This is a genomic window from Phaeovibrio sulfidiphilus, from assembly GCF_014861485.1.
In the GTDB taxonomy this organism is placed as follows: domain Bacteria; phylum Pseudomonadota; class Alphaproteobacteria; order Rhodospirillales; family Rhodospirillaceae; genus Phaeovibrio; species Phaeovibrio sulfidiphilus.
Window position 1 is genome coordinate 433,507 of record NZ_JACZHT010000001.1, and the last position, 26,562, is coordinate 460,068.

Below are 26,562 nucleotides of genomic sequence, written 5' to 3' on the forward strand. Positions count from 1 at the left end.
CCAAAGGACGGGGCGCCAGCGCCCGGACCCGGCTCCGAGCTCACGAGCCATCGGGACAGAGAAGCCGGCCGGCAGGCAGCAGGCAGATACAGACAGGGCTCACGGCCCGAAACGAGAAAAACCCGGGACAGGACTGTCCCGGGTTTTTTGGTGTGCGGATGCGGCAGGGGCAAGGACCGGGCCCCGACAGCCGGGGCACGCGGATCCGTCCCGGGGCTAGCCCTCGGCGTTCAGGCGATCGCGCAGGCGCATCAGGATTTCCCCCAGCCGGTTCTGACCGCTGCCGTCGCCGCCGTCGCCCCAGTAGGCGTCTCCCTTGGTGTGCTTGACCAGTCGGCGGGTTCCGGTGTCCCGCAGCTTCTGCGCGATATCCGGATGCTGGCGGAACTTCTCCGCAACGACCCGCTCCATGATGGAATCCCGGACCTGGTCCCAGTCGGCGCGCAGGGGGCGGGTGCGCTCACGCCCCATGATCGCGGCCTGGAGGGCGGACTCCGCCTGCCTCACCTCGTCCTCATCGGGCGTGCCCAGGAACTTCTGGGCCTGATAGTAGTGCTCCACCGTCGGCCAGTGCTTGCCGTCGAGATGAAGGGCGTACTCGGAGAAATTGGACAGGAAATCGTAGGGGTCTCCCACCCGGTAAAACATCACCGGTTCATCACCGTTCGTCATCGGATCTTTCCTCCTGTTGTCCGTTGTTTCCGTCACGACGCACGCGCCGGAGCCCACACCGGGCGCCCGGGCCGGGCTGCTGACCCGGGCCCTGCGGACGGTGCCCGCCCCGGGATCCGGGCACGGGCCGGCCGGCCGCGCGTCGGGAAAAATGTAGCAGACTCCGGAGGTAAAACTTACGGCATTTTTGGGGATTTCGCGAACGCGACGCAAAATCCATCCAATCCGTCCGCCCCCCGGGCGCCAGCACGACGCGGCGCGACGCTGGTCGGGCCAAACCGTGTGAGCATTGGGGAGAGACATCACGCCCCCCCAAACGCAACGACCCGGGCGCTGGTGCGCCCGGGCCGCTCATGGGTCAGGTCAGTGGGGTCGATCAGGCGCCGCGCAGGGTGCCGCCGGTGGCCTCTTGGACCGCGGCGACGACCTTCTGGGACACCGCCTCGATATCCGCCTCGGTCAGGGTCGCATCCCGGGGCTGAAGGGTCACGGACACCGCGAGCGACTTGCGCCCCGGCTCCATGCCCGTGCCCTGGTAGACGTCGAACACTGCCGCATCGACAATCAGCTCCCGGTCCGCCTTGCGGGCGGCCGCCAGGACGCTCTCGGCGGGGACCGAGGCGTCCAGAACGAACGCGAAGTCCCGGCTGACCGGCTGGAACGCCGACAGGGCCAGAGCCGGGCGGGCCTTGCCCGGGCGCGCCTTGGGCAGGGGCAGAAGATCAAGATTGATCTCGGCACCCACCACCGGACCGCGCACGTCCAGACGCTCCAGCGTCGCCGGATGGATCTCGCCGAACACCGCGAGAACCGCCTTGCCCAGACGCACCCGGGCCGACCGGCCGGGGTGGAACCACTCGGGCGCATCGGCGCTGAGCTGAAGGCTGGACACGGGAACCCCGACCGCCTCGAGAACCGCAAACAGGTCCGCCTTGATGTCGTACGCCGACACCGGACGGGCCGCCGCCTGCCAGGTGCGGGGGCCGTCGTTGCCCGCGCGCACAAACGCCGCCGACAGGAACTGCTCTCCCGGCTCGCCGCCATGGAACGCCGGACCGACCTCGAACAGGCCCAGGTCCGGGTAGCCCCGGGTGGCGTTGCGGCCGCACGCGGCAATCAGGTTCGGCAGCCCCGACGGACGCATGGTGTCCAGGTCCGCGCTGATGGGATTGGCCAGGACCAGGGAGTCCGGCACACCGCCAAAGGCATCGGCCCAGTCCCGGGGCAGGAAGGACCAGGTCACCGCCTCGTACAGCCCGCGGGAGGCCAGCAGGCGCTTGACCGTGACCATGCGCTTTTGCGCCGGCGTCAGAACCGGAGCGGGCATGGGCGGGCGGGGCAGCGGCACGCAGGGCACGTTGTCGTACCCGTGCAGACGGACGATCTCCTCGATCAGGTCCGCCTCGATGTTCAGGTCCACACGCCAGGACGGGGGGCTGGCCTCCAGGGTGTCGCCGCCCGTGTCCGTGACGCGGCAGCCCAGGGCCTCCAGCATGGCGACCATGCGGGCGCGCTCGACGCGGATGCCACCGATGGCCTCCACCCGGGCCACGCGAAGGGAGATGGTCCGCTCCCAGCGGGGCGACGTCCCGGCCATCACGATGTCACTGACCTCGCCGCCGCAAAGATCCAGGATCAGGCGGGTGGCCACGTCGATACCGGTCGGAGCGTTTTCCGGATCCACACCGCGCTCGAAGCGATAGCGGGCGTCCGATTCCATGCCCAGGGTGCGGCCGGTCCGGGCAATGCTGTCGGGACGGAAGTAGGCCGATTCCAGGAACACATTGACCGTGTCCTCGGAGCAGCCGGTGTCCTCGCCCCCCATGACGCCCGCAACGGACAGGGCCCTGTCCTGGTCGGCAATCACCACCATGAACGGCTGGAGCCGGGGCTCGGTGCCGTCCAGGGCCACAAGGGTCTCGTCCGCGGACGCGTAGCGGACCCGGATGTCACCGGAGAGGCGGTCGGCGTCAAAGACGTGAAGGGGCCGGGCCCGGTCCAGGTTCACCAGGTTGGTGATGTCCACCAGGGCGTTGATGGGACGCAGGCCCACGGCCTCCAGACGCTCCCGGAGCCACAGGGGGCTGGGCCCGTTCTTCACGCCGCGGAAGTAGCGGCCCAGGAACTGGGCGCAATCCCCGCTCTCGCGGACGTCGTGATCAATGGAGACCCCAACAGGCGAAGCAAAGGTGCCCGTAACCGGCGCCACCGGATCGGGCTTCAGGGTGCCCAGGCCCGAGGCCGCCAGATCCCGCGCGATGCCGCGCACGCCCAGGGCATCGGCCCGGTTCGGGGTGACGGAAATGTCAATCACCGGCTCCACGTTCAGGACGCTGGCAAGGGGCGCACCGGTGGGGGCGTCATCCGCCAGCTCCATGATGCCGTCATGGTCGGCTCCCAGGCACAGCTCCCGGGAGGAGCAGATCATGCCCAGGCTTTCCTCGCCCCGGATCTTGCCCTTCTTCAGCTTGTCGCCGCTGACGGGGACCACCGTGCCCACCCGGGCGAAGGCCACCTTCAGGCCCGTGCGCACGTTGGGGGCGCCGCAGACCACGGGCAGAACCTCGGTCCCCGTGTCCACCTTGCAGACCCGCAGGCGGTCGGCGTTGGGGTGGGGTCCGGCCTCGAGCACGTGCCCGACGATGAAGTCCTTCAGCGCCTCGGAGGGGTCGTCAACGGACTCCACCTCGAGGCCCAGGGAGGTCAGGCGCTCGGCGATTGCGGCGGCCCCGGCGTCCGTGTCCAGGTGCTCTTTCAGCCAGCCAAGGGTGAATTTCATCGGGAGAGCCCTCCTTGCACCGTCGGCACGTCCAGCGCCGAGAAACCGTAATGACGCAGCCAGCGCAGGTCGCTTTCAAAGAACGTGCGCAGATCGGGAATGCCGTACTTCAGCATGGCAATGCGCTCGAGGCCCATGCCGAACGCGAAGCCCTGGACCTCCTCGGGGTCGTAGCCCGCCGAGCGCAGCACGTTGGGGTGCACCATGCCGCAGCCCAGGATTTCCAGCCACGAGTCGCCCGCGCCGATTTTCAGGGTGCCGTCCTTGCGGGAGCACCCGATATCCACCTCGGCCGAGGGCTCGGTGAACGGGAAGAACGAGGGACGGAAACGCATGGGAATGGCGTCCACCTCGAAATAGGCCTCGACGAACTCCTGAAGGCAGCCCTTCAGGTGGCCGAAGTGGGTAGCCTTGTCGATGACCAGACCCTCGAACTGGTGGAACATGGGGGTGTGGGTCATGTCGGAGTCGCAGCGGTACGTGCGCCCGGGGATCAGGATCCGCAGGGGCGGCTTGCGGGCCTTCATGGTCCGGATCTGCACCGGCGAGGTGTGGGTGCGCAGCAGGTGGCGGGTGCCGTCCTCGCGCTCCGGCAGGAAGAAGGTGTCGTGCATCTCCCGGGCCGGGTGGCCGGGCGGGAAGTTGAGGGCCGTGAAGTTGTGGAAGTCGTCCTCCACGTCCGGACCCTCGGCCACGTCGAAGCCCATCTGGGCAAAGATGGCCACGACCTCCTCCCAGGTCTGGGAGACCGGGTGGATGGCGCCGCGGCTTTCCGGACGAACCGGAAGCGTCATGTCCAGGCGCTCGGCCTCAAGACGGGTGTCCAGGGCCGCGCGGGCCAGGACGGTCTTGCGGGCGTCGAGGGCCTCGGCCACCTCGTCCTTGATGACGTTGAGCGCCTGCCCGGCCTGCCTGCGGGCCTCCGGATCCATGCCCCCAAGCGACTTCATGAGAGCCGTGATGCTCCCCTTTTTCCCGAGGGCGGCGACGCGCAGGCTTTCCAGCGTGTCGAGCGTGTCGGCGTCCCCTATGGCGCGAAGAAGATCGTCGCGCAGCACGTTCGCGTTTTCCAGACCGTCCATCGTTCTTCCATTCCAGCCAGAATAAAAAAGCGGGGGTCGCTCCCGTGGCGACCCCCGCTTGTGCGTGTTCCTGTACCGTCCGCGGTGCCTGGCAGGGCCAGTCCGCCGGTCCGGTCTCATGAGGCGCCCGAAGGGCCTCGGGAGCGCAGCAGGTTACTTGAGCGCGTCCTGGGCCTGCTTCACGAGCGTGGCGAAGACCTCGGGCTCGCGGACAGCCAGATCGGCAAGGATCTTGCGGTCGAGCTCGATGCCAGCCTTGTTCAGGCCGTCAATGAAGCGCGAGTAGGTCAGGCCGTGCAGGCGGGCACCGGCGTTGATGCGCTGGATCCACAGGGCGCGGAAGTCGCGCTTCTTGTTGCGGCGGTCGCGGTACGCATACTGAAGGCTCTTCTCAACCTTCTCGATGGCAACGCGGTAGCAGGTGGAGTTGCGTCCCCGGAACCCTTTGGCAAGGTCGAGGATCTTCTTGTGACGAGCGTGGTTCGTCTTGGCGTTTTTGACGCGAGACATGGTCTTGGTTCCTTAAGCTGTCGTCCAGAAAGCTCCCGAGGGAGACACTTCAGGCGTAGGGCAGATATTTCTTGACGATACGGGCATCACAATCCTTCAGAATGAAGGTGCCGCGTGCCTGGCGCTTCATCTTGGTACCCTTGTTCGACAGAAGGTGGCTCTTGTAGCCGACCTTGACCTTGACCTTGCCGGTGCCGGTAAGGCTGAAGCGCTTTTTTGCGGCGCTTTTCGTCTTCATCTTGGGCATTTCGGATTCCCTGATAACGGCGGATAACCCGCCTGGTTCCAGAACATGGGGCGACTGGGCATGCCCAAGGCACAGAACTGCGCCTTTTTCGCCGCGCCACCCGTTTTTTGCGAAGGGCGGTTTATACAACTGATCCGCCGCGGACGCAAGACCTCAATCGGGACAGAGGGGCGCTGGCCGGATCCACCGGGCACGGCCTGGGCGCCGGACACGATTGGGGCACCGGGGAGCAAGCCCCGGATCGAACGCAGCGAGCCCTGACAGGGCGGGAGTGCCCCGCTGTCGGGACGCCCTTCGTGAACAACACACGACGTTAGCGTTGCAATGCCAACATTACTCAACCAAATACTCAAACGAATACTAAGACCAGTAGTCAGGGTCCACGCGGCGAATCCCCGCCCCCGAGGCCACGGCAACTCAAGAGGGAAATTACCAGAGAATGGAGTATATTCGATGTAAAAATTGGAACTCAAATCCTTCCAGAGCGTCAAAACCCTTACGGGCTATGCGTTTACATTACAAACCCGCTGGACATTCACGGTACGCTCGTGTCTAAATGACACGGTACGGTTCGAGACGAAACCGATGGAAAAACGGGGATTAGAGGTTCACATGAAAAAAGAAGAGACTAACCGTACACGCGCCTATACCAGTAACAATCCGGATCCGATTGACGTCGAGGTTGGTCGCCGACTGAGAGCGCGGCGAAAAGTGCTCGCCTTGAGCCAACAGCAGCTTGCGGACACCGTTGGCATTACCTTTCAGCAGGTCCAAAAATACGAGCGCGGACTCAATCGCCTGAGCGCGAGCCGGATCTGGCACTTCTCCTGTATTATGGGCGTCTCTATCGACTACTTCTTCGACGATATGGAGGGTGTCGACATCAACCGCGCCGTACCTCGGGCGCAGAGAGACGCCGAGAAACTGTCCTTCATCTCGGGGGTGGACGACCCGGCCTCGCGGGCGGATACCCTGGAGCTGTGTAACGCGTTCTGGTCTGCGCCTCCCAGGGCGCGTCAGGGGTTTGTTGACTTCATCACGATCTGCGCCGACGAGGAGGAGGCGACAAAGGCCGCCCGCCAGACCCGGAACACATTCCCGGCGGATCAGGGAGGAGCGGCAAAGGAAGCCTCCAGCGAGACCCCGGGCACAGGCCCGGAGGACGAAGGCGACTTCTGGAGCGCCATACTGCCCCGGCGCAAGGACTGAACCGGCCGGCGCCCAACCGCATCGCAAGCGGCCCGCACGGCCGGGCTCTCCGGGGTCAGGCCGGTTTTGAGGGCAGGAACACCGTGTCGGGCAACTCGCCGATGGACCGAACCAGCCGCCCCATCAGGGCCCGCAACGCCTTCAGCGACGGAAGGGCGGTGTGGTCGCTCTCCACCATATAGAGCTTTCGCGCCAGTTCGATCTGGATGGCGTGGACCCCCTGGCCGGGAGCCCCATAGAAGCTGGTGGTGTGGCCGCCCGCGTAGGGCGTGTTGCGCACGACCGACAGCCCCGCGCGGGTCAGGAAGCTCTCGATATGAGCCGTCAGGTCCGGACAGCAGGACCGGCCGTGCCGGTCGCCAAGGACGATGTCCGGCGTTGGCCCCTCCTCCCAGGTCGGCATGGAGTGGCCGTCCACCAGAATGCAGTACCCGAAGCGCAGGATAGTCCGGTCAATCAGGGAGACCAGACACTGGTGATAAGGGCGATAGAGGGCCTCGATCCGGTTCTCGGCGTCGGAGAATGTCAGCTTTTCCGAATAGATCTCCGTTCCCTCGGAGACCTCCCGGGCAATGGTCCCGAGACCGGCGGCGACCCGGGGGCTCGCCGTATTGACGTAGCGGGGCAGGTCTCCGAAGAACATGGTCGGGTCCAGCTCGTAGGGCTCCCGGTTCAGGTCCAGATAGGCCCGGGAGTAGACCGCGCTCAGCAGGGGAACCCCCACCGAGGGCGCGTCGCCGAACAGGTCGTCAACAAAGGAGTCCTCGGAACGCCTGAGGGTCTCGGCGTCCAGGCGGGTCTGCTCGAGAAAGTGCCCGGGGAACAGGGTGCCCGAATGGGGCGAGGCCACAACAACCGGCAGGGTCTGGCGATCGGGCTCGCTCAGACGAAACGGGGCTTCAAAAGGGCTGCTACAGTTGATGTCCACGTCCATGCCCTCAGTATAAAATGACTTCGGGGAACCCGCCAGCGACCGGAGCCACCGGGGAATATCCCGAGAATCCGCCACCCACACCCCGGCAGGTGGAAGGATGGTTTACGAGTCATGGCCGGGTCAAGCCCAAAGACCGGACTGAGCCGAAGTTGCAATCATTGCGATCAAACAGGGGGACAGGCACCCCGAAACAGGGCGTTTTGGGGTCGATAGAACACCTCTGGGATGGGAAACCCGGACCCCGGCACCGCGTCCGGCCGGAGGGTGCGTGATGCCCGGCGCGGGTCCGTCCGTGGCGCAGATCCATGCAGCCCATGCAGAGCCCGGCCCCGTGGCGGCGGATGCGTCCGAAACCGTGTGGGAGGGGAGGCCCGGCGCCCAAATGAAATCCTCCGTCACGGAACGCGCCCCCAGGCGGAGTCCCCGGACAGCGGACGCAGGATGCCCGGCGCGGGGCGTCCCTCTCCGGGTCGGCCGACACAGGGGCACAGGCGCCAGGACCTGTCCGGCGCGGGTCCGCCCATGGCCCAGCCCCATGCGGCCCATGCAGAGCCCGGCCCCGGGCAAATGGTACGGGCAATGGTACGGGCAACGGTAAAGGACGGGGAACGAGATCGGCCGGCCCGGGCTCAGGATCCGGGCAACTCCTCGACCACCGAGGTGCCCGTCTGCCGGTCCCCGTCCAGCCACTGCCAGCTCTCGTGAAGACGGATGCGCCCGTCCGGAAGGATCTCGGGCCGGGACACACAGCGGCCGATGCGCACCTCCCGTGCCCGGTTCAGGTGCTGGTAGTGGAACTCCAGGCCACCATCCGGGAGGACCAGACCAATCATGGTCCCCCGGAGCACATCCCCTCCGGCATAGTCGGCCCGAAGGATATCGCCGTCCTGGAAATAGTGGAAAACGGTCTGGTCCGAGACCTCGCCGGTCTCGCTGTTGGACACACCGCAAAAGCGGCGGCCGTCATAGCTCAGCGCAAACGTCATGACCCTGCTCCCAAACACGAGGGGGATACGGGAAGCATACCAGCCGGACAAAAAAGAGTCCCGCACACCGGGACGCGCGCGGGACTGGAAATTTCTGAGGGGGACCGGGCCCCCAACCTTGAGAATCGGCGCCAGACCCCGAACCGGCTGTCCGGTTCCGGGTCTCCATCTCTGCCGCCGATCACACTCGGCCCGCGCTGGGGGCGGGACGGACGGCTCAACCCTTGTGGATGCAATCCACCGGGCAGACCGGAACGCACTGGGGCTCGTCGAAGTGGCCCTTGCACTCGGTGCACTTGGCGGGGTCGATCACGAACGTCGGGTCACCCTGGGAAATGGCATCGTTGGGGCACTCGGGCTCGCACGCACCACAGCAGATGCACTCATCACTGATCTTAAGAACCATTAGGATTACTCCTGAAACCTGTTACGTTTAGGAAGCTTGGCGTGATTGCTTGCGGTCGCTCACAGCAGACCACGCAGACGAGGGGCTCCGGACCAAGCGTTACTGCGCATTCAGACCCTTTGCCAGTCCGTTCCTCTAACAGAAAAAACGGACGCAACCAAGCGTCATGCGAAAAAAAAGAACTCTCGCAGGGGACACCTATGCAGCGCGTCTTCCTCAGGTTATAACAACCGGGAATATTTTGCGTGGACGCGGGAAGGCCTGTCACGTAAAGTAGGGCACTTTTCCAGTCGCACCAGCCTGCCGGCCCCGGCTCATTTCGGGGGGGAGCGGGCTGTTCAAATAGTCTTCAACCAAAAAGGCGATTATATGGCGAAAACATGCTTTTCACTCGCCCTGACGGGATCGGGTGGCGCGGGAGTGATGACGGCCGGGCAGATCCTTCTGGATGCCGCGGCCCGATCGGGGCTTTATGGCCTTATGGTGCGCTCTCTGGGCCCCCAGATCCGCGGAGGCGAGTCCGCTGCCATTCTTCGCATCGGGACCGCGCCGGTCTCCAGCCTTGGCGACACCTGTTCGGTGCTCGTGGCGGTGGACTGGGGCAACATTGAGCGGTTCGCCGACGAGATTCCCCTTGATGAGAACAGCCTGGTCATCGCTGACCCGGACCAGGGGGAGGTGCCCCCGGTCATTGTGGCCAAGTCACCGAAGATTGCGTTTGTGCCCCTGAAGGCTCTGGCGGACACGGTCCCCGGTGGCCGCGTGAACATGATTGCCCTGGGCCTGGCCGCGGCCCTGGCCGGCTTTGACGAGGCGGTGGTTGCGGAGGCGATCCAGGCCTCCCTGGGACGCAAGAGCCAGGAGGTTGTCGACATCAGCCTCCAGACGCTGCGGGCCGGCATGGGCGCGGCGACGGCCGTGCGCTCCGAGGCCCCCGAGATCGCGGACCTGGCCTGCGGCTGCTCCGCTCCGGCCCCGGACAACGGGAAACACCGCCGCTGGCTGCTCTCGGGCAACGCCGCGACGGGCCTTGGCATCCTGCGCGGCGGCGTGCGCTACTGCGCGGCCTACCCGATCACCCCCGCCACCGAGGTTCTGGAGTGGCTGGCCGGCGCCCTGCCGAAGGTCGGCGGCGCCCTGGTCCAGGCCGAGGACGAGCTGGCCTCCATCAACATGGTGGTGGGCGGCTCCTTCGCAGGCATCCCCTCCATGACGGCGACCTCCGGCCCGGGCCTGTCCCTGATGGTCGAGACCCTGGGCCTGGCCGTGGCGGCTGAAATCCCCCTGGTGGTCTGCAACGTCATGCGCGGCGGCCCCTCGACAGGCATCCCCACCAAGTCCGAGCAGTCGGACCTGAACATTGCGCTCTTCGGGCTGCACGGCGACGCGCCCCACGTGGTCACCGCGGCCACCGACATCCGCGACTGCCTGTTCACGGGCCAGTGGTCGGTCCAGCTGGCCGAGGCCATGCAGACCCCCGTCATCATGCTGACGGACCAGGCCATGGGCCAGGCCCAGGCGGTGATCGAGCCCCTGGAGGCCTCGCCCCAGAAGACCGAGCGCCTTGTGCCCTCGGAGAACACGCCAAACTACCAGCGCTACGCGGTGACGAACTCCGGGGTCTCGCCCATGGCGATCCCGGGGATGAAGGGCTGCGCCTACACCGCCGACGGTCTGGAGCACTCGCCCCTGGGGCGCCCGTCCACCCAGGCCCGCGACCACCAGGACCAGCTGGACAAGCGCGCCCGCAAGATCGAGGCCCATGACTACGGCGACGCCTGGGCCGACATCGACGGCGAGGGCGAGATTGCCCTGCTGACGTTCGGCTCCCTCACCGGCGTGGCCCGCGAGGCGGCGGAGACGCTGCGCGCACGGGGCGTTCCCGTCCGGGTGATTGCCCTGCGGCTTCTGATGCCCCTGCGCACCGAAGACCTGAAGCGTGCCCTTCAGGGCGTGCGCCGTGTCCTGGTCATCGAGCAGAACCACTCGCGTCAGTTCCTGGCCTACCTCAAGTCCACGTTCGACTTCGAGGCCGAGGTCGTCTCCTGCGCCCGCCCGGGCCCGGTCCCGATCCGCCCGCAGGAGATCGTCACCGCCGCAACCAGCCGGGACATGGGAGACACGAAATGAACACGGAATTTGACCCCAAGAACTACCGGTCGGACCTGAAGCCCGTGTGGTGCCCCGGCTGCGGTGACTATTCGGTCATTGCCGCCATTGCCCGCGCCCTCGCCAACCTGAAGATCCGACAGGAGAACGTGGCCTTTATCTCGGGTATCGGCTGCTCGTCGCGGATTGCGGCCTACGCCAGCACCTACGGCTTCCACGGGATCCACGGCCGGGCCCTGCCGCTGGCCAGCGGCGTGAAGGTGGCCCGCCCGGACCTGACGGTTCTGGCCGCCGGCGGCGACGGCGACGGCTTCTCCATCGGCGGGAACCACTTCCTGCACGCGTGCCGGCGCAATGTGGACATGACCTACATCGTCATGGACAACTCGGTCTACGGCATGACCAAGGGCCAGGCCTCCCCCACCTCGGAGGCGGACTGGTGCGGCTCGAAGCTGACCCCCGAGGGACCGAGCATCCCGCCCATCCAGCCCCTGGAAGTGGCCCTGGCGGCGCAGGCGTCGTATGTCTCACGCGCCTTCACCGGCGACCTGGCCGAGCTGACCCGCCAGATCGAGGAGGCCATCTCCCACAAGGGCTTCTCCCTGGTGCACGTCCTGTCGCCCTGCGTGACCTACCGACCCGAGCAGCGCGGCTACAAGGACCGGGTCCATCAGGAGTGGACGCCCACGTCCAACCGGGCCGAGGCCTTCCAGCGCCTGCTGGAGGACGACGGCTTCGCCACCGGCACTCTCTTTGTGGATCCGCGCCCGCCCTACACGCCCATGACGGCGGCTCCGGCCTCCATGGCCGAGATCGAGGCGGACTTCGCCATCTGACGCACCATCCGGCGTACACGGGAGGGCGGGATCCTGGGATCCCGCCCTTTCTGTATGAGCAACGGAAGCGTGTGACGGAAATGCGCTGTGGGGGCACGGGACGGTTCCGCGTGGCGGAAAGGTGTGACGGTCCAGCGCCGCGGAGAGGCGTGACGAAAAGCCGTGATGGGGGCACCGGCCCCACCGGGCCTCACGGGCGCGAAAACCAGGGCCGGGGAAAGGGCACCCGGTATCGGAGGACAACACCCTGTAGGGCCCCGGACGGTCCCACGTGACGAAGACCCGTAATCGGGGCACCAGCCCCGCCCGCCCCCAGCGACGATCTCACGGACGGCACCACAGAGCCCCTCCGACCTCCCGGGTGCAAACACCCAACGCCGGGGGATCAGCCCCCGCGCCGCGGCAGCACCTTCATCATGGCCACCCGACGCTCCCGGGGCAGCCCGCTCTGGGCCTCCGCGTCCAGGGTGTGCCTCAGCCGCTCATCCAGCAGCGCATCGTCCAGGGTCATGTAGCCCAGGCTCTCAAGGAACGGCTCGTTCCAGGGCACCTCCCGGAACGCGGTCACCGTCAGGCTGCCCAGACCCAGGGACCGGGCATGGCCCTCCGCCGCCTCGAACAGACTGCGACCGATGCCCGAGCGCCCGAAGTGGGGCGCAACAGCCGCCCCCCAGATGTGCAGGGAGGTGTCCATCGGCGTCGCGCACAGGAACCCCGCAACACGCCCGCCCTTGTCGGCCAGGAAAATGCGGCCGTCCTCGGCCAGCTGCTCCATGGCCTCGCCGGGAAGAACCCGGGAATCGCCGGCCACGAACTCCAGCCCCTCCACATCGCGGTACAGGGCCCGGGAGGCCATCTCCACCTCCTGGATTGCGGGGACGTCCCGGCGTGATGCCTTGCGGATGGTGACGGACATGGAGCAGACCTTTTCTCTGTTGAGGGCTGGGTGCGAAAACGAGTTACTCTACCATAGGCGCGTGCATCCAGAAATCCTTTCAGAAGGGCACCGCCCGCCGCCCCCGCCACTGCCCGACTGGACCCGGCGGCACAGGACCGTGGAGCACAGGACCGGGCCACCCGCCGCAGCCCGCCCCGCAGCCCACGCCCCCGCCACCCGCGCCGGGGGGACGAGGACAACACCGCCGCCGCCGCCCCAACGCCCCGCCTGCCTCGGCCCGCCAGCGCTCCCGCAGGGCACACCGGAAGCCTCCGGTGGCGCCCCGCCCGGCTCCCCCTCCGCCAGCGGTTGACTTGTTCTTCACGGCCCGCCATCTTGAGAAATTCCACGGTGCGCGCCGCACCCCTGACCCCATTTTTCGGAACCTGTTCATGAGCGCTGAATCCCTTTCGAAGACGATCGAAGCCGCGTGGGACGCCCGCGATACCCTCTCCCCCGAGACCACCGGATCCGTCCGCGACGCCGTGGAGGCCGCCCTCGACGGTCTGGACAGCGGCACCTTCCGGGTGGCCGAGAAGATCGACGGGCAGTGGGTTGTCCACCAGTGGCTGAAAAAGGCTGTCCTTCTGTCGTTCCGGCTGACGGACATGGACCTGATCCCCGGCGGGGCCGGCAACGGCGCCTGGTGGGACAAGGTGCCCTCGAAGTTCCAGGGCTGGGACGCGGACCGCTTCCGCTCGGCGGGCTTCCGGGCGGTTCCCGGCTGCGTGGTGCGCCGCTCGGCCTACGTGGCTCCGGGCGCGGTGCTGATGCCCTGCTTCCTGAACCTGGGCGCCCGGGTGGACGAGGGCACCATGATCGACACCTGGGCCACGGTGGGCTCGTGCGCGCAGATCGGCAAGAACGTGCACCTGTCCGGGGGCGCGGGCATTGGCGGCGTTCTGGAGCCGCTCCAGGCCGGCCCGGTCATCATCGAGGACGACTGCTTCATCGGAGCCCGGGCCGAGGTGGCCGAGGGCGTCATCGTCGAGAAGGGGTCGGTCCTGTCCATGGGCGTGTTCATCGGCGCCTCCACACGGATCATCGACCGGGAGACGGGCGAGGTCTTCATGGGCCGCGTCCCGGCGGGCTCGGTCGTTGTGTCCGGTTCCATGCCGGGTCGTCCGCTGCCGGACGGCAGCCCCGGCCCGTCCCTCTACTGCGCTGTGATCGTCAAGCGCGTTGACGAGCGGACCCGCTCCAAGACGTCCCTGACGGACATCCTGCGCGATATCCCGGGAGTGCCCCAATGACCCCAGACACCCTCCCCGCCCCCGGCCGGACCGACGCCGGGACGGCTCCGGCGCCGGCCTGGACGTTCGGAGACCTGACGGACCCGGTCCAGGTGCTGCGCGCCCTGGTGGCCTGCAAGAGCGTCACCCCCGTGGATGACGGCGCCCTGGACGTGGTCCAGAGCGCTCTGGAGGCCCTGGGCTTCACCTGCACGCGCATTGCCTCCGGCGTCGAGGGCGCCACCGGAAAGGACGCCCGGGTGGACAACCTGTTCGCCGTGCGGGGCACCAGCGGCCCCGCCTTCGGCTTCGCGGGCCACACGGACGTGGTCCCGGCCGGAGACGGCTGGAGCGCCGACCCCTTCGGCGGCGAGGTGCGCGACGGCCATATCTTCGGGCGCGGCGTTGCCGACATGAAAGGCGGCATTGCGGCCTTCATCGCGGCGCTGGCCCGCCAGCCCGCCGGGTTTCCGGGCACGGGGCGCATCGCCCTGCTGATCACCGGCGACGAGGAGGGCCCCGCGGTCCACGGCACCCTGGCCATCCTGAAGTGGATGAAGGACAACGGCGTCACCCTCGACCACTGCCTGATCGGCGAGCCCACCAACGCCACGGAGATGGGGCAGGAGATCAAGGTCGGCCGGCGCGGATCCATCAACGTCACCATCACGGTCAACGGCACCGGAGGCCACGTGGCCCATCCCCACCGGGCGAACAACCCGGTGCACCGGGCCATCCGGCTGGCGGCCGCCCTGACGGCCCAGCCCCTGGACCGGGGCACGCCGCACTTCCAGCCGTCCAGCCTCCAGGTGACGTCCATCGACGTGGGGAACACCACCACCAACGTCATTCCGTCCCGGGCCCTGATCCGGCTGAACATCCGCTTCAACGACCTGCACACCGGCGCCTCGCTGGAGGCCTGGCTGCGGGAGCGCTGCCTCGAGGCCTGCGAGGGCCGCGAGGATTTCTTCAGCATGGAGACCTCGGTCTGCGGCGAGGCCTTCCTGACCAAGCCCGAGCGACTGGCCCGGATGATCGCCGACGCGGCCGAGCTGATCGGCGGCCAGCGCCCGGTGTACTCGACCTCCGGCGGAACCTCGGATGCCCGCTTCATCAACACCCTGTGCCCGACGGCGGAGTACGGACTGGTCGGGCGCACCATGCACCAGGCCAACGAGTCCGTTGCTGTGGACGACCTGGAGCAGCTGACCCGGATCTACGATGAGGTGCTGAAGCGCTACTTCGAGGACGCCTGAGCCCGGATCCTCCGGGGTCCGGGGCCGCCTGAAAACGGCACGCCCCGGCCCCGCCCCCAGGCGCAAGTCCGGGCCGCGGTTTCGGCCCGACCGGATCGGGGGGAGGATCGCCCTCCCCCTCACCCGCTCAGGCGGCGGGGGACGGACCGGGAGACCGGAGCGGCTCCGCCGCCCGCACCGGGGCACACAACAGCAGGCAGGCATACAAAAACGCCGCCCGGCCCGAGCCCGGCGGCGTTTTCCATGTCCACAAGGGGAGGCCCCGACCGCATGCGGCCGGACACCGGGGCCGGTCAGACCCCGGCCAGGCAGGCATCCCGCCCGGCGTCAAACGCCTGGGCATTCAGTTCGGCCAGCGCGGGCTTGCGCACCCGGAACCGGTCCACCACCTGGGCCCGCAGGATGGCGCCCTCGAAGGGCAGAAGGTCCGAAAGCCCGCCCAGCATGATGGTGTTGATCAGGCGCACGTTGCCCAGACGCTCGGCAATGGCCCGGGCCGGGATCGCCCGGACCGCCCAGCCCTGGCGCCGGAGCTCGGCCACCGGATCGTCCGGATAGGGGAACAGGCCCTGGTGGACCACCGGCGGCTTCATGACCAGATCACTGACCACGATGGTCGCGCCCTTGCGCAGCATGGGCGCCGCGCGGAGCGCCTCGGCCACCTCGAAGCTGATGAGGAAGTCGCCCTCGCCCGGCGCGATGGCCGGGGCCAGAACCTTCTGCCCCATGCGCACGTGGGAGGTCACCACACCGCCGCGCTGGGCCATGCCCGCGACCTCGGTCTTTTTCACGTCGAAGCCCTCGGCCACCGCGGTGGCGGCCAGAAGCTCGGCGGCGGTCAGGACGCCCTGCCCGCCAATGCCCGTGAGAAGGATGTTCGTTACCCGGTCCGTCATGGCGGCCCCCTTTTCCGATCCGCTCGCGCGGTCTGCCAGCGTGCTCATGCCCCCTCCGTCTCCAGAGCGCCCGCTTTCACCTGGGCGAGGGGCTGGATGGCCTTCGGTCCGCAGACCTCGGCACACACGCCGCAGCCGGTGCAAAACGCGCTGTCGATGCGCACAAAGGACAGCTCGCGGGTCTTGCCCGAGGCCAGGACACGCTCCTCGCGCCGGACCACCTCGATGGCGGGACAGCCGACGGCCAGGCAGTTGCCGCAGCCGGTGCAGCGGTCCTCGTCCACGGTCAGGGCCCCGCCGGCCTTGTGGCGGGAGGTCAGGACGCAGGGTCGGTTGGTGACGATCACCGACACGCCCTCGCGCCGGGTCTCGTTGCGGAGCGTCTTGTACATCTCGGGCAGGGCGTAGGGGTCGATCTCGAACACCCGGTCCTCGGGCACGCCCAGAGCCTTGACCAGGCCCACCAGGTCAACCCGCGGCGTGGTCTCGCCATAGAGGTTGTAGCCGGTGCCCGGATGCTCCTGCCCGCCGGTCATGCCGGTGGAGCGGTTGTCGAGCAGAAGGACCGTAACGTTGGCGTTGTTGTACACCAGGTTCAGCATCCCCTGCAGGCCCATGTGCAGGAAGGTGGAGTCGCCGATCACCGCCACGATGGACTTGTCCTCGTCCCCCGGGCCCTTGGCCACGGACAGCCCCCCCGCCATGGAGAGGGATGCCCCCATGCAGGTGCACAGGTCCATGGAGCGCCAGGGCTGGCCCGCGCCCAGGGTGTAGCAGCCGATATCCCCGCTGACGATGACCTTGTCGTGCAGTTTCGACAGGCTGTAGAAGGGCGACAGGTGCGGGCAGCCCGGACACAGGGTGGGCGGCCGCGGGAACAGGGAGGGCGCGGCCTCGGACGCCTCGGACGCCACCTCGGGCTCGCCCTTCAGGCGGGCCACGGCGGACCGGATCAGGGGCACCGAAAGCTCGCCCGTGCGCGGCAGCACGTCCTTGCCATGGACGGCCAGACCGGCCGCCTTCAGCTCGTTCTCGATCAGGGGCTCGGTCTCCTCGACCACCAGAACCTGGTCGACGGACTGCGCAAAGGCGCGGATCCGCTCCAGCGGCAGGGGGCACGAGAAGCCAAGCTTCAGCAGCGGGGTGTCCGGAGCCGCCTCCCGGGCCGACAGGGCCGCCGGGCCGCTGGACACGATGCCGATGGACCGGTCGGAGCCGGGGAACTCCGTGTTCAGCTCGGAGGTGTCCCCGAAAGCGGACAGGGCCTTTTCCCGCTCGAACTGGCGGGGGATCATCTCGCGGGCATGGACCGGAAGCATGACCCAGCGGCGCGGATCGCGGATGAAGGACCGCTCCTGCGGCTCCTTGCGCTCGCCGACCTCCACAAGGGTCTTCACGTGGCAGACCCGGGTGGTCATGCGCAAGATGACCGGCGTTCCGAACAGCTCGGAAATCTCGAAGGCCATCTTCGTGAACGCGAGGGCCTCCTGGGCGTCCGCGGGCTCGATGACCGGCAGGTGCGCAAAACGGCCCCAGTAGCGGCTGTCCTGCTCGTTCTGGGACGAGGACAGGCCCACGTCATCGGCCACTGCCAGAACCAGGCCGGCGTTGATGCCCGCCAGCGTCTGGCTCATGAGCGCGTCGGACGCCACGTTGACGCCCACGTGTTTCATGGCGCAGAACGCCCGCCCGCCCGCAAGGGCCGCGCCGATGGCCGCCTCGAGGGCAACCTTCTCGTTGACGCCCCACTGGGCTGTCAGGTCGGGGTAGAGGGCCAGTGTCTCGAGAATTTCGGTGGAGGGGGTGCCGGGGTAGGCGGTCGCAAGCCGTACTCCCGATTCCCAGACCGCCCGGGCAACGGCCTCGTTGCCCGAATACAGCAGCCGGGTCCCGGCTGGCGCAGCACTTGGATCAATCATGTTTCTCACCATAGCAGGGGCCTGGAGCTGTTTCCTGTGCCGAAACACCTGCGCGTACCCTGTCCCTTTCCAAAAAGAGCGGCGGGTTCTCTCCTCCGGCCGCCGGTCCTGCATACTTCGCGGGGCTCATCCCTCCTCGCGGGCCACGGCCACAAGGGCCAGTCCCCCGCGCGGCTTCTGGGCCACGGTCACCTCAACGCGTTTTGGACGACAGGCCGCCTTCACATCGGCGGCAATGCGGGCCGCAAGGGCCTCGCAGAATGCGGGCTCGTCCCGGAAGCTCCACAGATACAGCTTCAGGCTCTTGCTCTCCAGACACAGGCCGTCGGGCACGTACTCGATGGTGACGGAGGAGAAGTCCGGCTGGTTCGTGACCGGACAGAAGCTTGTGAACTCATCGGTGGAGAACGTGACGGTGGACACGCCCGCCGGGGCCGGAAAGGTCTCCAGGTCGCGGGACGGACCGTCCACACGGCGACCCAGCGCCCTGAACTCATAGGAAGTGCTCAAATCCTGCTCCCGGTCAGAGAGGGCCCGCATACGGGCACCAGAAAACCGTCGGATGCTGTCATAGCTATTTGTGCCGGAAAAGGCAATCGCGCAAGCGCCGGACGCCAACATTCCTCCCCTTTACGCGGCATTCCGGAGTCTCCATCTCAGAGGGACAGCGTCAGGGCCCCCGACGCCCCCGGTCCGCCGCGGGGCCACCCCCGGAGCCTGGCGCTGAGCGTCCCCTGAACCGGAAGGGAAACCCCAGCCATGACCCCCGACACCCTGCCTCCCCTGTCCTCGTTTGAACGGGCGGTGCTCTTTGACAAGGCGACCGAGCCCCCCTTCACCGGCGCCTACGACACCACCCGCGAGGCCGGAACCTATGTGTGCCGCGCGTGCGGAGCGCCCCTCTACCGCTCGGACGACAAGTTTGCCTCCGGCTGCGGCTGGCCCGCGTTCGACGACGAGATCCCCGGCGCGGTCCGGCGCGAGCCCGACCGGGACGGCCGGCGCGTCGAGATCCTGTGCGCCCGCTGCGGCGGCCACCTGGGCCACGTCTTCGAGGGCGAGCGGCTCACCCCCAAAAACGTGCGCCACTGCGTGAACTCCGCGTCCCTCTATTTTGTGCCGAAGGGTCAGCCCCTTCCCGGCCTCAAGGATCTTAACGACCTGACGCCCGGCACCTCCTCGGGGAGGGCCCGGCCATGACCACACCCCAGCCCAAAACCGCCATCTTTGCCGGAGGATGCTTCTGGGGCCTCGAGCACCTGTTCCGCTCGGTGGACGGGGTGCTTGATGCGGACTCGGGCTACTCGGGCGGGCACGTGCCCAACCCCTCGTACCGGCAGGTCTGCACCGGAACCACAGGCCACGCCGAGGCCGTGCGCGTCACCTACGATCCCTCCCGGGTCAGCTACGCGGACCTGGCAAAGGCCTTCTTCGAGTTCCATGACCCCACCCAGCTGAACCGCCAGGGCCCGGACATCGGCACCCAGTACCGCTCGGTGCTGTTCTACGCCGACGAGGCCGAGCACGAGGCCGGGCGCGAGCTTGTCCGGCTCCTCACCGACTCGGGCTACCGGGTCGCCACCGCCCTGGAGCCCCGCGCCCCATTCTGGCGCGCCGAGGAGGAGCACCAGAACTACCTGGCGAAACATCCCCTGCGCGGCTGCCATATTCCCGTGAGGCGCTTCCGCCAATAGGGGTTCCGTCGCCCGGCCAATCGGAGTAAAGTGCCCGACCACCAGTCCCCCCGGAAGGAAAGACAGCCGGCCCCATGAGTGTTACCCAGCACGCGGACACGATCCGTGATCGTATTCTGATTGTCGACTTCGGCTCCCAGGTCACCCAGCTGATCGCACGGCGCGTGCGGGAAAGCGGGGTGTACTGCGAGATCCATCCGTTCAACAAGGTCACCCCGGAGAGCCTGACGGCCTTTGCCCCGGCGGGGGTCATCCTCTCGGGCGGCCCGGGCTCGGTCACCGCCACCGACGCCCCCAGCCCGCCGGACGCCCTCTTCGAGATGGGCATCCCGGTCCTGGGCATCTGCTACGGACAGCAGATCATGATGGCCCGACTGGGCGGAACCGTCGTCAGCGCCGACAAGCGCGAGTTCGGACGCGCCTTCGTCACGGTCACCGCCCCCAGCGACCTGTTCGACGGCGTCTGGAAGCCCGGCGACCGCGAGCCCGTCTGGATGAGCCACGGCGACCGGGTCGAGACCCTGGCCCCCGGGTTCCAGGTCGTGGCCACCTCGGAGAACGCCCCCTTTGCGGTCGTGTCCGACGAGCGCCGCCGCTTCTACGGCGTCCAGTTCCACCCGGAGGTGGTCCACACCCCGGACGGCGCCCGCCTGCTGCGAGGCTTCACCCACGGCATCTGCGGCTGCTCCGGCTCCTGGACCATGGCCGCCTTCCGTGACGAGGCCATCGAGCGCATCCGTGCACAGGTCGGCAAGGGTCGCGTTATCTGCGGCCTGTCCGGCGGCGTGGATTCCTCGGTGGTCGCGGCCCTCATCCACGAGGCCATCGGCGACCAGCTGACCTGCGTCCTGGTGGATCACGGCATGATGCGCCTGGGCGAGGTGGACGAGGTCGTCTCCGTCTTCCGGGACCGCTTCAACATCAAGCTGGTCCACCGCGATGCCTCGGACCTGTTCCTCTCCCGCCTGGAGGGTGAGACGGACCCGGAGAAAAAGCGCAAGATCATCGGCGCCACCTTCATCGATGTCTTCGAGGAAGAGGCCAAGAAGGTCGGCGGCGCCGATTTCCTGGCCCAGGGCACCCTGTATCCCGACGTGATCGAGAGCGTCTCGTTCGCGGGCGGAAACCAGGTCACCATCAAGAGCCACCACAACGTGGGCGGCCTGCCCGAGCGCATGAACATGGCCCTCGTGGAGCCCGTGCGCGACCTGTTCAAGGACGAGGTCCGGGCCCTTGGCCGCACCCTCGGCCTGCCCGAGACCATGGTGGGGCGCCACCCGTTCCCCGGACCCGGCCTCGCCATCCGCATCCCCGGCCAGCCGCTCACCCGCGAGCTCCTGGACCTGCTGCGCAAGGCCGACGCCATCTACCTGGAGGAAATCCGGGCGGCGGGCCTCTACGACACCATCTGGCAGGCCTTCGTGGTCCTGCTGCCGGTGCGCACCGTCGGGGTCATGGGCGATGCCCGCTCCTACGAGTACGCCGTCGCCCTGCGCGCGGTGACCTCCACCGACGGCATGACCGCCGACTACTACCCGTTCGAGCACGAGTTCCTGGCGCGGGTCTCGAACCGCCTCATCAACGAGGTGCGGGGCGTGAACCGGGTGACCTACGACATCACCTCCAAGCCCCCCGGAACCATCGAGTGGGAGTAAGACGGCCCGTCAAGGCCCGGCCGCAGTCCGCCCGGATACTGTCGTGACGCGGTGACCGAATAAGGCATGCGTCACGACAGAGCCAAGGTGGCAGAGACCCGGCCACCGGCATGGACAGCCGCTGACCCGGCGCCACCCGGCCGGACACCGCAATATCCAACGACAAAAAGCCCGCACCACTGCGGGCTTTTTTCGTGTCAGGCCTGTACCAGAAGCGAAAAAGAACCGACCGAGACGAACTCATGGTCGGCGCTCAAGCACCCCTTGCTCCGCCCGAAGAGTGCGGTTACCGTCCGACAAGTTGATACAGCCGAAAGACGAACCCTCCGATAATGGAGATAAATGCTTCAGGCTCACTTGCGACTTAGGATGACGCCCTTGACATTTCCCTAATCAAAGTACATTGATTATTTTTAATTTAATTATTGCGCTCGAAGACCTGATAATGATTAAAGTATATAAAAAACGTCATATCCGAAAAGATAAACTGTAAAAAATTAATATAATTTAATGTTACTACCGCCTATGCATGAACACAGAAGCGCATCAGGAATCTATAGCAAGAGACAAAAAGAGGTTAAATTGAAACTTAAAAGAGAAGCTAAAACGCTTAAAATAAAATCTATTGCTTCATTAAAGCGGGGACTGGAAGCTTTCAATAGCCACCATGACGATGGCCGCCCCGAAGCCGTATTAATCATGCTCCAGCATGCCAGTGAAATGCTGATCAAAGCACTGCTCGTTCAAAAGGGGGTAGACGTCTTTGACAAGGAAAAAGGCATCTCAGTTGGCATTGAGAAAGCGTTGAACATCGCTCAATCTAAAGGGTGGGTAAGCAGTGAGAAAGCCGGAGCGATTCGAGTTATTGACGCGATGCGCGACCAAGCCCAACACTGGATGATCGTGGTCGCAGAAGACACCCTTTATATCAATGCGCGAGCATTGATCACTGTATTGGATGAAATCCTGACAGAACACTTTGAGGATACACTCGCCGACAACCTTCCGACACGGGTCCTCCCCCTTTCCACTCAACCAATTACCGATTTTTCTATGTTGCTTAATCGTGAATACGAACAAATTCGAAATCTGCTCGCCCCGGGACGGAGAGCACGAGGCGAAGCCAGAGGCAGAATCTCATCGCTTCTAGCAATGGAAGCGCATGTCAGCGATGAAGTAGCAATTTCCAAACGCGATTTGGACCGCATTGAGGAAGCTATCAAGCAAGGCGAACCCATAGAAAAAGTGTTTCCACGGCTGATGACCTTGTCAACGGATATCACAGGGGAAGGCCCAACGGTTCGTGTAAGAATTACCAAGGCGGCAAATGCCCCGGGAGTTCGCTACATATCTGGCGATGACCCAGAAGGAGCTGCGGCTATTCGTGAGGTGGATCTGCAAAAAAAATACCATCTCAGCCCTTCGGAATTGGCAAAAAAGCTGGATCTAAAAATTCCCAAGGCCAAAGCTCTCCGCGATTACCTGCGCATAGACGACAATCCGGCCAACCTCCATATATTCGTTTTTAAGTCACAGAAATATTGGCGATATTCGGATAATGCTCTGAGATTACTAAAGGAGGCTAACAGGCCTGAGATCGTCGAAAAAGCGTGGCAAGAGCGCGGGTCGAGCAGGCGCAAATAGGGATTGGGAATGGGCACACAGTGCCTCCGGCAGAACTGGAACAGCTCATCGTCGTCATGGCGGGGAACCGCCTCTCCCCTCCCTCGCCCCTTTCGGGCGGGGGAATTGACGTCCCCGACCGGAGCGCGCATAGTTCCAGCTCACGCCTCCGGCCTGCACGCCCCGGATCCGGAACGCCGTCGAGGCGGTCCGGCAGAGGGGGAAGCGAGCCTCCAGGGGCCCCACGCCATACGGACCCGGTTTCGCGCCGGTTCGCCTCCCGGTGCCCCACTCCTGAGGGTCTCATGCGCACTGCCTTTCCCCGCTCGCCGGTCGCTCTCTTCGCCATCCTTTCGTGCATCGCCTTCTCACTTCTGTTCTGGATGATCCTGGGGCGCCCGCACCTGATCGTGGAGGCTCCGGACCGCCGGGTCCAGTGCGTGTCGTACACCCCGTCCAACGGGGACACCCTGCCTGCGGGCGAGCATTACCGCCTGCCCGAGGGGCTCATCGCCCGGGATCTGGAGCGCCTTCACACCCTGACAAACTGCGTGCGCACGTACTCCTCCCGGAGCGTCAACCGGGACGTCATTCCCGAGGCCCATGCGGCGGGGATGAAGGCCTGGCTGGGGATCTGGCTGGGGCACGACCCCGAGGAAAACGACCGCGAAATTGCCAGCGCCCTGGATCTTGCCCGCACCTACCCCGAGACCATCGAGGTCATCGTGGTGGGCAACGAGGTGCTCCTGCGCCGGGACATGACCGCCGCGCGCCTGATTGAGGCCATCCGCACGGTGAAACAGAACACCAGCCTGCCCGTCACCTACGCCGATGTCCTGGACTTCTGGGTCCGCAACCCCGAGGTGGCCGAGGCCGTGGACCGGGTGACGGTTCACATCCTGCCCTACTGGGAGGACGAGCACCCGGTCGACGTGGAGGCCGCCCGGACCAAAGCCCGCGAGACCCTGGACCACGCCCGCTCCCTGTTCCCGGACAAGCCGGTCCAGATCGGCGAGATCGGGTGGCCCGCCGCCGGACGCGCCCGGGCTCAGGCGGTTCCCTCGGTGGTCAACCAGGCCACGTTCCTGCGGGAGTTTGCCGCCTGGGCCCATACCACGGATGTGCGCTACAACATCATCGAGGCCATAGACCAGCCCTGGAAGCGACGCCAGGAAGGCACCGTTGGCGGCTCCTGGGGCGTCCTGGACGCGGCGCGGGCCCCCAAGTTCCCGATGGCCGGCCCGGTCTATGAGTGGCCCCACTGGGAGCGCGGACTGGGCGCCAGCCTCTCGGGCCTGGCGGCGGGACTGTTCCTGCCCATGGCCTTCCTGGGCGGCCGGAGCATGCGCAACCGCTACTGGGTCCTGGTGACGCTTGCGGGAACCCTGTCCGGAACGGTTCTGTACCTGTTCGGGGTTCAGGCCCTGGAGTTCTCCTACGGGCTGGGCGGCAAGCTTCGCGCGGTCCTGCTGTGGAGCCTCGCCCTTGCGGGAAGCGTGCTGGCCCTCTATCAGCTGACCGGGGGCCGCCTATCACCGCGCCACCGGCGCCTGTGGCGTCTTGCGGTCCTGTGCATGGCCGGATACGCGGCGCTGGCCATGGGGATCGACGGCCGCTACCGGGATTTCCTCACCCTGGGCTTTCTGTTCCCCGCCCTGACCCTTCTTCTGCCGAGCCGGGAGGAGGACACCGGCTCGCAGCCGGACACCGGCCCCGACGCCGACCGGCAGGGCCCCACCGAGGCCTGGCTGGGCCTGGGGATTGTGATCTTCGGACTTCTGGGAATTGACTCGCCCTGGAACCTTCAGGCCCTGGCATGGGCGGGGGTGTGCCTGGCGCTCGGGTACGCGTGCCGGCCCGCCATGGCCCTCGAGTGGAGCCGGTTCCGCAGCGCCCTGTCCCGGAGCCGCTGAACGGCTCCCGTGAACGGGGACGCGGCCAGCCGGGAGAGCGGGAACGGAGTGGCCGCGCGCACAGCGGTCGCGGACGAGGACGCACCGGACAGGAAACCGGCCTGACGGGTGCGGTCAGGATCCGGGCAGGAAACCCGCGTGACGGGCGCGGTCAGGACGTCCGGGCAGACGGGGCCACAGACGGGGACCGTGAGCGGCCCGCAGGATGGCGGGGCAGCCGGTCGCGCATTTCCGTCAGAACCACCAGCGCACACACCAGGGCCATGCACGACAGGGCCGGGCGGTACAGCGCCGCCCCGAAGCCCCCCAGCATCATGGTCAGCATGGCCATGGAGACCGCCATACCCCGGTTCCGCCAGGCCAGAAGGGCGGTCAGGACCGCCACCGCAAGGGCCGGGATGCCGGCGCCTCCCCACCAGACGACAGACACGAATGCCGCCCGGGCGGCGCAGCCGGCGGCAAGAAGGGGATCGGCCGGAGGAATGAAGCACGCGGCGCCCACGGACTCGGGCTCCACGATGAAGGTGCGCACCAGAAATCCGGCAAGCCCGGCAAGCCCGGCCACACACAGGCCGGGAAGAGGCTGAAGGGATCGAGGGGACAAGGCCATGGGCGTACCGGTCCTTCTGCGCAGCGCATCCCCCTTGGGGGCGTCACGGGGAGAACCCCCGGGCCGGGGATGCAAGACCAACTCAGGGGGCCCCGCCGGGAGGAGCTTTTGTGGCGGGGGCCCGGGTCGCCCCCTCCGGGATCCTGTGTCCGGATCAGGGGGCGGGATCTTCCGGCGGCTCGAATGCCGGGACCATGGGCCCGGCCAGACCGGGAGGGCCTTTTGGGGCGAGGCACCGGCTGGCCCGCCGAAAATCGTGTAGCGGCACCGTATGGCGAACGCCCGGGCATCGTGTGGCGCCATCATGTGGCGGCATCGTGTGGCGAACGCCCGGGCCCGGCCAGGCTCGATCGTGAAGCCAGGGCCCGGGCCCGGCCAAAAGGACGCTCGGCCGGGACGTCTCGCCCGCGGGGTCAGGCCCCGGTCAGAGAATGCCTTCCAGCAGACCGCGCTGCTTGCGCTCGATCACCGGGGTGCGTCCCTCGGTGGCCGGACGGCCCAGCGCCTGGTTCTCCCGAATACGCCGCGCCTCGGCTTCCGGATCCACAGCCGTGCCGGGCTCCTCGGCCTTGCGCCAGAACACCAGGCGATCGGTGAAGGACCGGCTTTCCTCGGCCAGGATGGAGGACTCGCGGTTGACGATGAACCGGATATCCGGATCGGCCCGGTTGGTCCCGGCAAGACGCATGAACGAGGTTTCCCCGCTGGACGCCGTGTCCCGGTGATCCCCGCGGGAGCCGGTCACCAGCGACCGGGCGTGATCGCGGGAGGACACCTCCTGGGGGCGGGGCGCGCCGGGCTTGGGCGGGCGCATGGCGAAATCCGGCGGCAGCGCAAGGGGCGCGCGAGGGACCACCGAGTACTCGTCGGGGACATCACGCTCAAGACCCAGCGACTTTTTCGGGTTGGCGCAGGCGCTCATGGACCCCGCCAGGACCACGCCCAGTATCACGCATACAATTCGACTCGACAGTCCGGTCATGACAGCCCCTGACAAACCGTTTCGGAAAGCACCTGCAAAGCTAAATCATCCTGGGCCCACATGGCAAGAAAACCT

General features: G+C 66.9%; 24 protein-coding genes. 10 read left to right on the top strand and 14 right to left on the bottom strand.

Annotated elements, in window-relative coordinates:
* Nucleotides 1–216 precede the first annotated feature (216 nt).
* From IHV25_RS01815 to rpmI, 5 genes are all read right to left on the bottom strand, one after another.
* Entirely contained in the window at nucleotides 217–672 is a 456-nt protein-coding gene (locus IHV25_RS01815; RefSeq protein WP_192533254.1) for an NADAR family protein, read from the bottom strand.
* Nucleotides 673–1,048: 376 nt separating this feature from the next.
* Nucleotides 1,049–3,451 carry a phenylalanine--tRNA ligase subunit beta gene (pheT, locus tag IHV25_RS01820; RefSeq protein WP_192533255.1) on the bottom strand — a complete coding sequence of 801 codons (2,403 nt, stop codon included), beginning with the start codon at nucleotides 3,449–3,451 and terminating at the stop codon, nucleotides 1,049–1,051.
* The gene (gene pheS, locus IHV25_RS01825) at nucleotides 3,448–4,533 is read right to left on the bottom strand and encodes a phenylalanine--tRNA ligase subunit alpha (RefSeq protein WP_420825407.1); all 1,086 of its coding nucleotides are present in this window, start codon (nucleotides 4,531–4,533) and stop codon (nucleotides 3,448–3,450) included. The genes pheT and pheS overlap by 4 nt, the downstream gene beginning before the upstream one ends.
* Before the next feature lie 153 nt (nucleotides 4,534–4,686).
* The gene (gene rplT / locus IHV25_RS01830) at nucleotides 4,687–5,043 is read right to left on the bottom strand and encodes a 50S ribosomal protein L20 (RefSeq protein ID WP_192533256.1); all 357 of its coding nucleotides are present in this window, start codon (nucleotides 5,041–5,043) and stop codon (nucleotides 4,687–4,689) included.
* 49 nt (nucleotides 5,044–5,092) lie between these two features.
* Nucleotides 5,093–5,290: a 50S ribosomal protein L35 gene (rpmI, locus tag IHV25_RS01835; protein ID WP_192533257.1), complete on the bottom strand. Its 198-nt coding sequence runs from the start codon at nucleotides 5,288–5,290 to the stop codon at nucleotides 5,093–5,095.
* 612 nt (nucleotides 5,291–5,902) lie between these two features.
* Here rpmI and IHV25_RS01840 point away from each other — a divergent pair.
* Nucleotides 5,903–6,499, top strand: coding sequence for a helix-turn-helix domain-containing protein (locus IHV25_RS01840; protein WP_192533258.1), 597 nt, complete (start codon nucleotides 5,903–5,905; stop codon nucleotides 6,497–6,499).
* Nucleotides 6,500–6,554: 55 nt separating this feature from the next.
* Here IHV25_RS01840 and IHV25_RS01845 read toward each other — a convergent pair whose 3' ends face one another.
* From IHV25_RS01845 to IHV25_RS01855, 3 genes are all read right to left on the bottom strand, one after another.
* Nucleotides 6,555–7,433: an N-formylglutamate amidohydrolase gene (locus tag IHV25_RS01845; protein ID WP_192533259.1), complete on the bottom strand. Its 879-nt coding sequence runs from the start codon at nucleotides 7,431–7,433 to the stop codon at nucleotides 6,555–6,557.
* Between the two features lie 629 nt (nucleotides 7,434–8,062).
* On the bottom strand, nucleotides 8,063–8,419 hold the full coding sequence (locus tag IHV25_RS01850; protein ID WP_192533260.1) for an avidin-fold protein: 357 nt from the start codon (nucleotides 8,417–8,419) through the stop codon (nucleotides 8,063–8,065).
* A 217-nt stretch (nucleotides 8,420–8,636) separates the two neighbouring features.
* The gene (locus tag IHV25_RS01855; protein WP_192533261.1) at nucleotides 8,637–8,825 is read right to left on the bottom strand and encodes a YfhL family 4Fe-4S dicluster ferredoxin; all 189 of its coding nucleotides are present in this window, start codon (nucleotides 8,823–8,825) and stop codon (nucleotides 8,637–8,639) included.
* Nucleotides 8,826–9,194: 369 nt separating this feature from the next.
* Between IHV25_RS01855 and IHV25_RS01860 the strand changes: the two genes are divergently transcribed.
* Nucleotides 9,195–10,955: a 2-oxoacid:acceptor oxidoreductase subunit alpha gene (locus tag IHV25_RS01860; RefSeq protein WP_192533262.1), complete on the top strand. Its 1,761-nt coding sequence runs from the start codon at nucleotides 9,195–9,197 to the stop codon at nucleotides 10,953–10,955.
* The gene (locus IHV25_RS01865) at nucleotides 10,952–11,770 is read left to right on the top strand and encodes a 2-oxoacid:ferredoxin oxidoreductase subunit beta (RefSeq protein WP_192533263.1); all 819 of its coding nucleotides are present in this window, start codon (nucleotides 10,952–10,954) and stop codon (nucleotides 11,768–11,770) included. The genes IHV25_RS01860 and IHV25_RS01865 overlap by 4 nt, the downstream gene beginning before the upstream one ends.
* 385 nt (nucleotides 11,771–12,155) lie before the next feature.
* On the opposite strand, the gene IHV25_RS01870 is transcribed toward IHV25_RS01865, so the two are convergent.
* Nucleotides 12,156–12,686, bottom strand: coding sequence for a GNAT family N-acetyltransferase (locus IHV25_RS01870; protein ID WP_192533264.1), 531 nt, complete (start codon nucleotides 12,684–12,686; stop codon nucleotides 12,156–12,158).
* A 413-nt stretch (nucleotides 12,687–13,099) separates the two neighbouring features.
* Here IHV25_RS01870 and dapD point away from each other — a divergent pair, with 413 nt between their 5' ends.
* A complete protein-coding gene (gene dapD / locus IHV25_RS01875) occupies nucleotides 13,100–13,960 on the top strand; it encodes a 2,3,4,5-tetrahydropyridine-2,6-dicarboxylate N-succinyltransferase (protein WP_192533265.1) in 861 nt (286 codons plus the stop codon).
* Complete coding sequence (gene dapE / locus IHV25_RS01880) at nucleotides 13,957–15,195, top strand: succinyl-diaminopimelate desuccinylase (RefSeq protein ID WP_192533266.1); 1,239 nt, start codon at nucleotides 13,957–13,959, stop codon at nucleotides 15,193–15,195. Before dapD ends, dapE begins: the two co-directional genes overlap by 4 nt.
* 293 nt (nucleotides 15,196–15,488) lie before the next feature.
* Here dapE and IHV25_RS01885 read toward each other — a convergent pair whose 3' ends face one another.
* The 3 genes from IHV25_RS01885 to queF all read right to left on the bottom strand — a co-directional run bounded on the left by IHV25_RS01885 (nucleotide 15,489) and on the right by queF (nucleotide 18,520).
* Nucleotides 15,489–16,139: an indolepyruvate oxidoreductase subunit beta gene (locus IHV25_RS01885; RefSeq protein WP_242018732.1), complete on the bottom strand. Its 651-nt coding sequence runs from the start codon at nucleotides 16,137–16,139 to the stop codon at nucleotides 15,489–15,491.
* Entirely contained in the window at nucleotides 16,136–18,010 is a 1,875-nt protein-coding gene (locus IHV25_RS01890) for a thiamine pyrophosphate-dependent enzyme (protein ID WP_192533267.1), read from the bottom strand. Before IHV25_RS01890 ends, IHV25_RS01885 begins: the two co-directional genes overlap by 4 nt.
* A 126-nt stretch (nucleotides 18,011–18,136) precedes the next feature.
* Nucleotides 18,137–18,520: a preQ(1) synthase gene (gene queF, locus IHV25_RS01895; protein WP_338048567.1), complete on the bottom strand. Its 384-nt coding sequence runs from the start codon at nucleotides 18,518–18,520 to the stop codon at nucleotides 18,137–18,139.
* A gap of 249 nt (nucleotides 18,521–18,769) precedes the next feature.
* Between queF and IHV25_RS10290 the strand changes: the two genes are divergently transcribed.
* The 5 genes from IHV25_RS10290 (at nucleotide 18,770) to IHV25_RS01915 (ending at nucleotide 24,895) form a co-directional block, all read left to right on the top strand.
* Nucleotides 18,770–19,210, top strand: a complete 441-nt coding sequence (locus IHV25_RS10290) for a methionine-R-sulfoxide reductase (protein WP_197974904.1) — start codon at nucleotides 18,770–18,772, stop codon at nucleotides 19,208–19,210.
* On the top strand, nucleotides 19,207–19,704 hold the full coding sequence (gene msrA, locus IHV25_RS10295; protein WP_197974905.1) for a peptide-methionine (S)-S-oxide reductase MsrA: 498 nt from the start codon (nucleotides 19,207–19,209) through the stop codon (nucleotides 19,702–19,704). Before IHV25_RS10290 ends, msrA begins: the two co-directional genes overlap by 4 nt.
* 74 nt (nucleotides 19,705–19,778) lie before the next feature.
* Nucleotides 19,779–21,359 carry a glutamine-hydrolyzing GMP synthase gene (gene guaA / locus IHV25_RS01905; RefSeq protein WP_192533269.1) on the top strand — a complete coding sequence of 527 codons (1,581 nt, stop codon included), beginning with the start codon at nucleotides 19,779–19,781 and terminating at the stop codon, nucleotides 21,357–21,359.
* Between the two features lie 582 nt (nucleotides 21,360–21,941).
* Nucleotides 21,942–23,003, top strand: coding sequence for a hypothetical protein (locus IHV25_RS01910; RefSeq protein WP_192533270.1), 1,062 nt, complete (start codon nucleotides 21,942–21,944; stop codon nucleotides 23,001–23,003).
* Between the two features lie 284 nt (nucleotides 23,004–23,287).
* Nucleotides 23,288–24,895, top strand: a complete 1,608-nt coding sequence (locus IHV25_RS01915) for a glycoside hydrolase family 17 protein (RefSeq protein WP_192533271.1) — start codon at nucleotides 23,288–23,290, stop codon at nucleotides 24,893–24,895.
* A 151-nt stretch (nucleotides 24,896–25,046) separates the two neighbouring features.
* On the opposite strand, the gene IHV25_RS01920 is transcribed toward IHV25_RS01915, so the two are convergent.
* Nucleotides 25,047–25,505 (bottom strand): hypothetical protein, encoded by a 459-nt coding sequence (locus tag IHV25_RS01920; protein ID WP_192533272.1) that lies wholly within the window; start codon nucleotides 25,503–25,505, stop codon nucleotides 25,047–25,049.
* A 424-nt stretch (nucleotides 25,506–25,929) separates the two neighbouring features.
* On the bottom strand, nucleotides 25,930–26,487 hold the full coding sequence (locus IHV25_RS01925; RefSeq protein WP_192533273.1) for a DUF3035 domain-containing protein: 558 nt from the start codon (nucleotides 26,485–26,487) through the stop codon (nucleotides 25,930–25,932).
* Nucleotides 26,488–26,562: the final 75 nt, after the last annotated feature.

Coding starts and splice junctions, on each gene's coding strand:
- rplT (WP_192533256.1), bottom strand. CDS start 5,043: ATGTCTCGCGTCAAAAACGCCAAGACGAACCACGCTCGTCACAAGAAG.
- dapD (WP_192533265.1), top strand. CDS start 13,100: ATGAGCGCTGAATCCCTTTCGAAGACGATCGAAGCCGCGTGGGACGCC.
- pheT (WP_192533255.1), bottom strand. CDS start 3,451: ATGAAATTCACCCTTGGCTGGCTGAAAGAGCACCTGGACACGGACGCC.
- IHV25_RS01925 (WP_192533273.1), bottom strand. CDS start 26,487: ATGACCGGACTGTCGAGTCGAATTGTATGCGTGATACTGGGCGTGGTC.
- IHV25_RS01865 (WP_192533263.1), top strand. CDS start 10,952: ATGAACACGGAATTTGACCCCAAGAACTACCGGTCGGACCTGAAGCCC.
- rpmI (WP_192533257.1), bottom strand. CDS start 5,290: ATGCCCAAGATGAAGACGAAAAGCGCCGCAAAAAAGCGCTTCAGCCTT.
- msrA (WP_197974905.1), top strand. CDS start 19,207: ATGACCACACCCCAGCCCAAAACCGCCATCTTTGCCGGAGGATGCTTC.
- IHV25_RS01815 (WP_192533254.1), bottom strand. CDS start 672: ATGACGAACGGTGATGAACCGGTGATGTTTTACCGGGTGGGAGACCCC.
- IHV25_RS01840 (WP_192533258.1), top strand. CDS start 5,903: ATGAAAAAAGAAGAGACTAACCGTACACGCGCCTATACCAGTAACAAT.
- IHV25_RS01920 (WP_192533272.1), bottom strand. CDS start 25,505: ATGGCCTTGTCCCCTCGATCCCTTCAGCCTCTTCCCGGCCTGTGTGTG.
- guaA (WP_192533269.1), top strand. CDS start 19,779: ATGAGTGTTACCCAGCACGCGGACACGATCCGTGATCGTATTCTGATT.
- IHV25_RS01845 (WP_192533259.1), bottom strand. CDS start 7,433: ATGGACGTGGACATCAACTGTAGCAGCCCTTTTGAAGCCCCGTTTCGT.
- IHV25_RS01855 (WP_192533261.1), bottom strand. CDS start 8,825: ATGGTTCTTAAGATCAGTGATGAGTGCATCTGCTGTGGTGCGTGCGAG.
- IHV25_RS01850 (WP_192533260.1), bottom strand. CDS start 8,419: ATGACGTTTGCGCTGAGCTATGACGGCCGCCGCTTTTGCGGTGTGTCC.
- pheS (WP_420825407.1), bottom strand. CDS start 4,533: ATGGACGGTCTGGAAAACGCGAACGTGCTGCGCGACGATCTTCTTCGC.
- IHV25_RS10290 (WP_197974904.1), top strand. CDS start 18,770: ATGACCCCCGACACCCTGCCTCCCCTGTCCTCGTTTGAACGGGCGGTG.
- IHV25_RS01885 (WP_242018732.1), bottom strand. CDS start 16,139: ATGAGCACGCTGGCAGACCGCGCGAGCGGATCGGAAAAGGGGGCCGCC.
- IHV25_RS01890 (WP_192533267.1), bottom strand. CDS start 18,010: ATGATTGATCCAAGTGCTGCGCCAGCCGGGACCCGGCTGCTGTATTCG.
- IHV25_RS01915 (WP_192533271.1), top strand. CDS start 23,288: ATGCGCACTGCCTTTCCCCGCTCGCCGGTCGCTCTCTTCGCCATCCTT.
- dapE (WP_192533266.1), top strand. CDS start 13,957: ATGACCCCAGACACCCTCCCCGCCCCCGGCCGGACCGACGCCGGGACG.
- IHV25_RS01860 (WP_192533262.1), top strand. CDS start 9,195: ATGGCGAAAACATGCTTTTCACTCGCCCTGACGGGATCGGGTGGCGCG.
- IHV25_RS01870 (WP_192533264.1), bottom strand. CDS start 12,686: ATGTCCGTCACCATCCGCAAGGCATCACGCCGGGACGTCCCCGCAATC.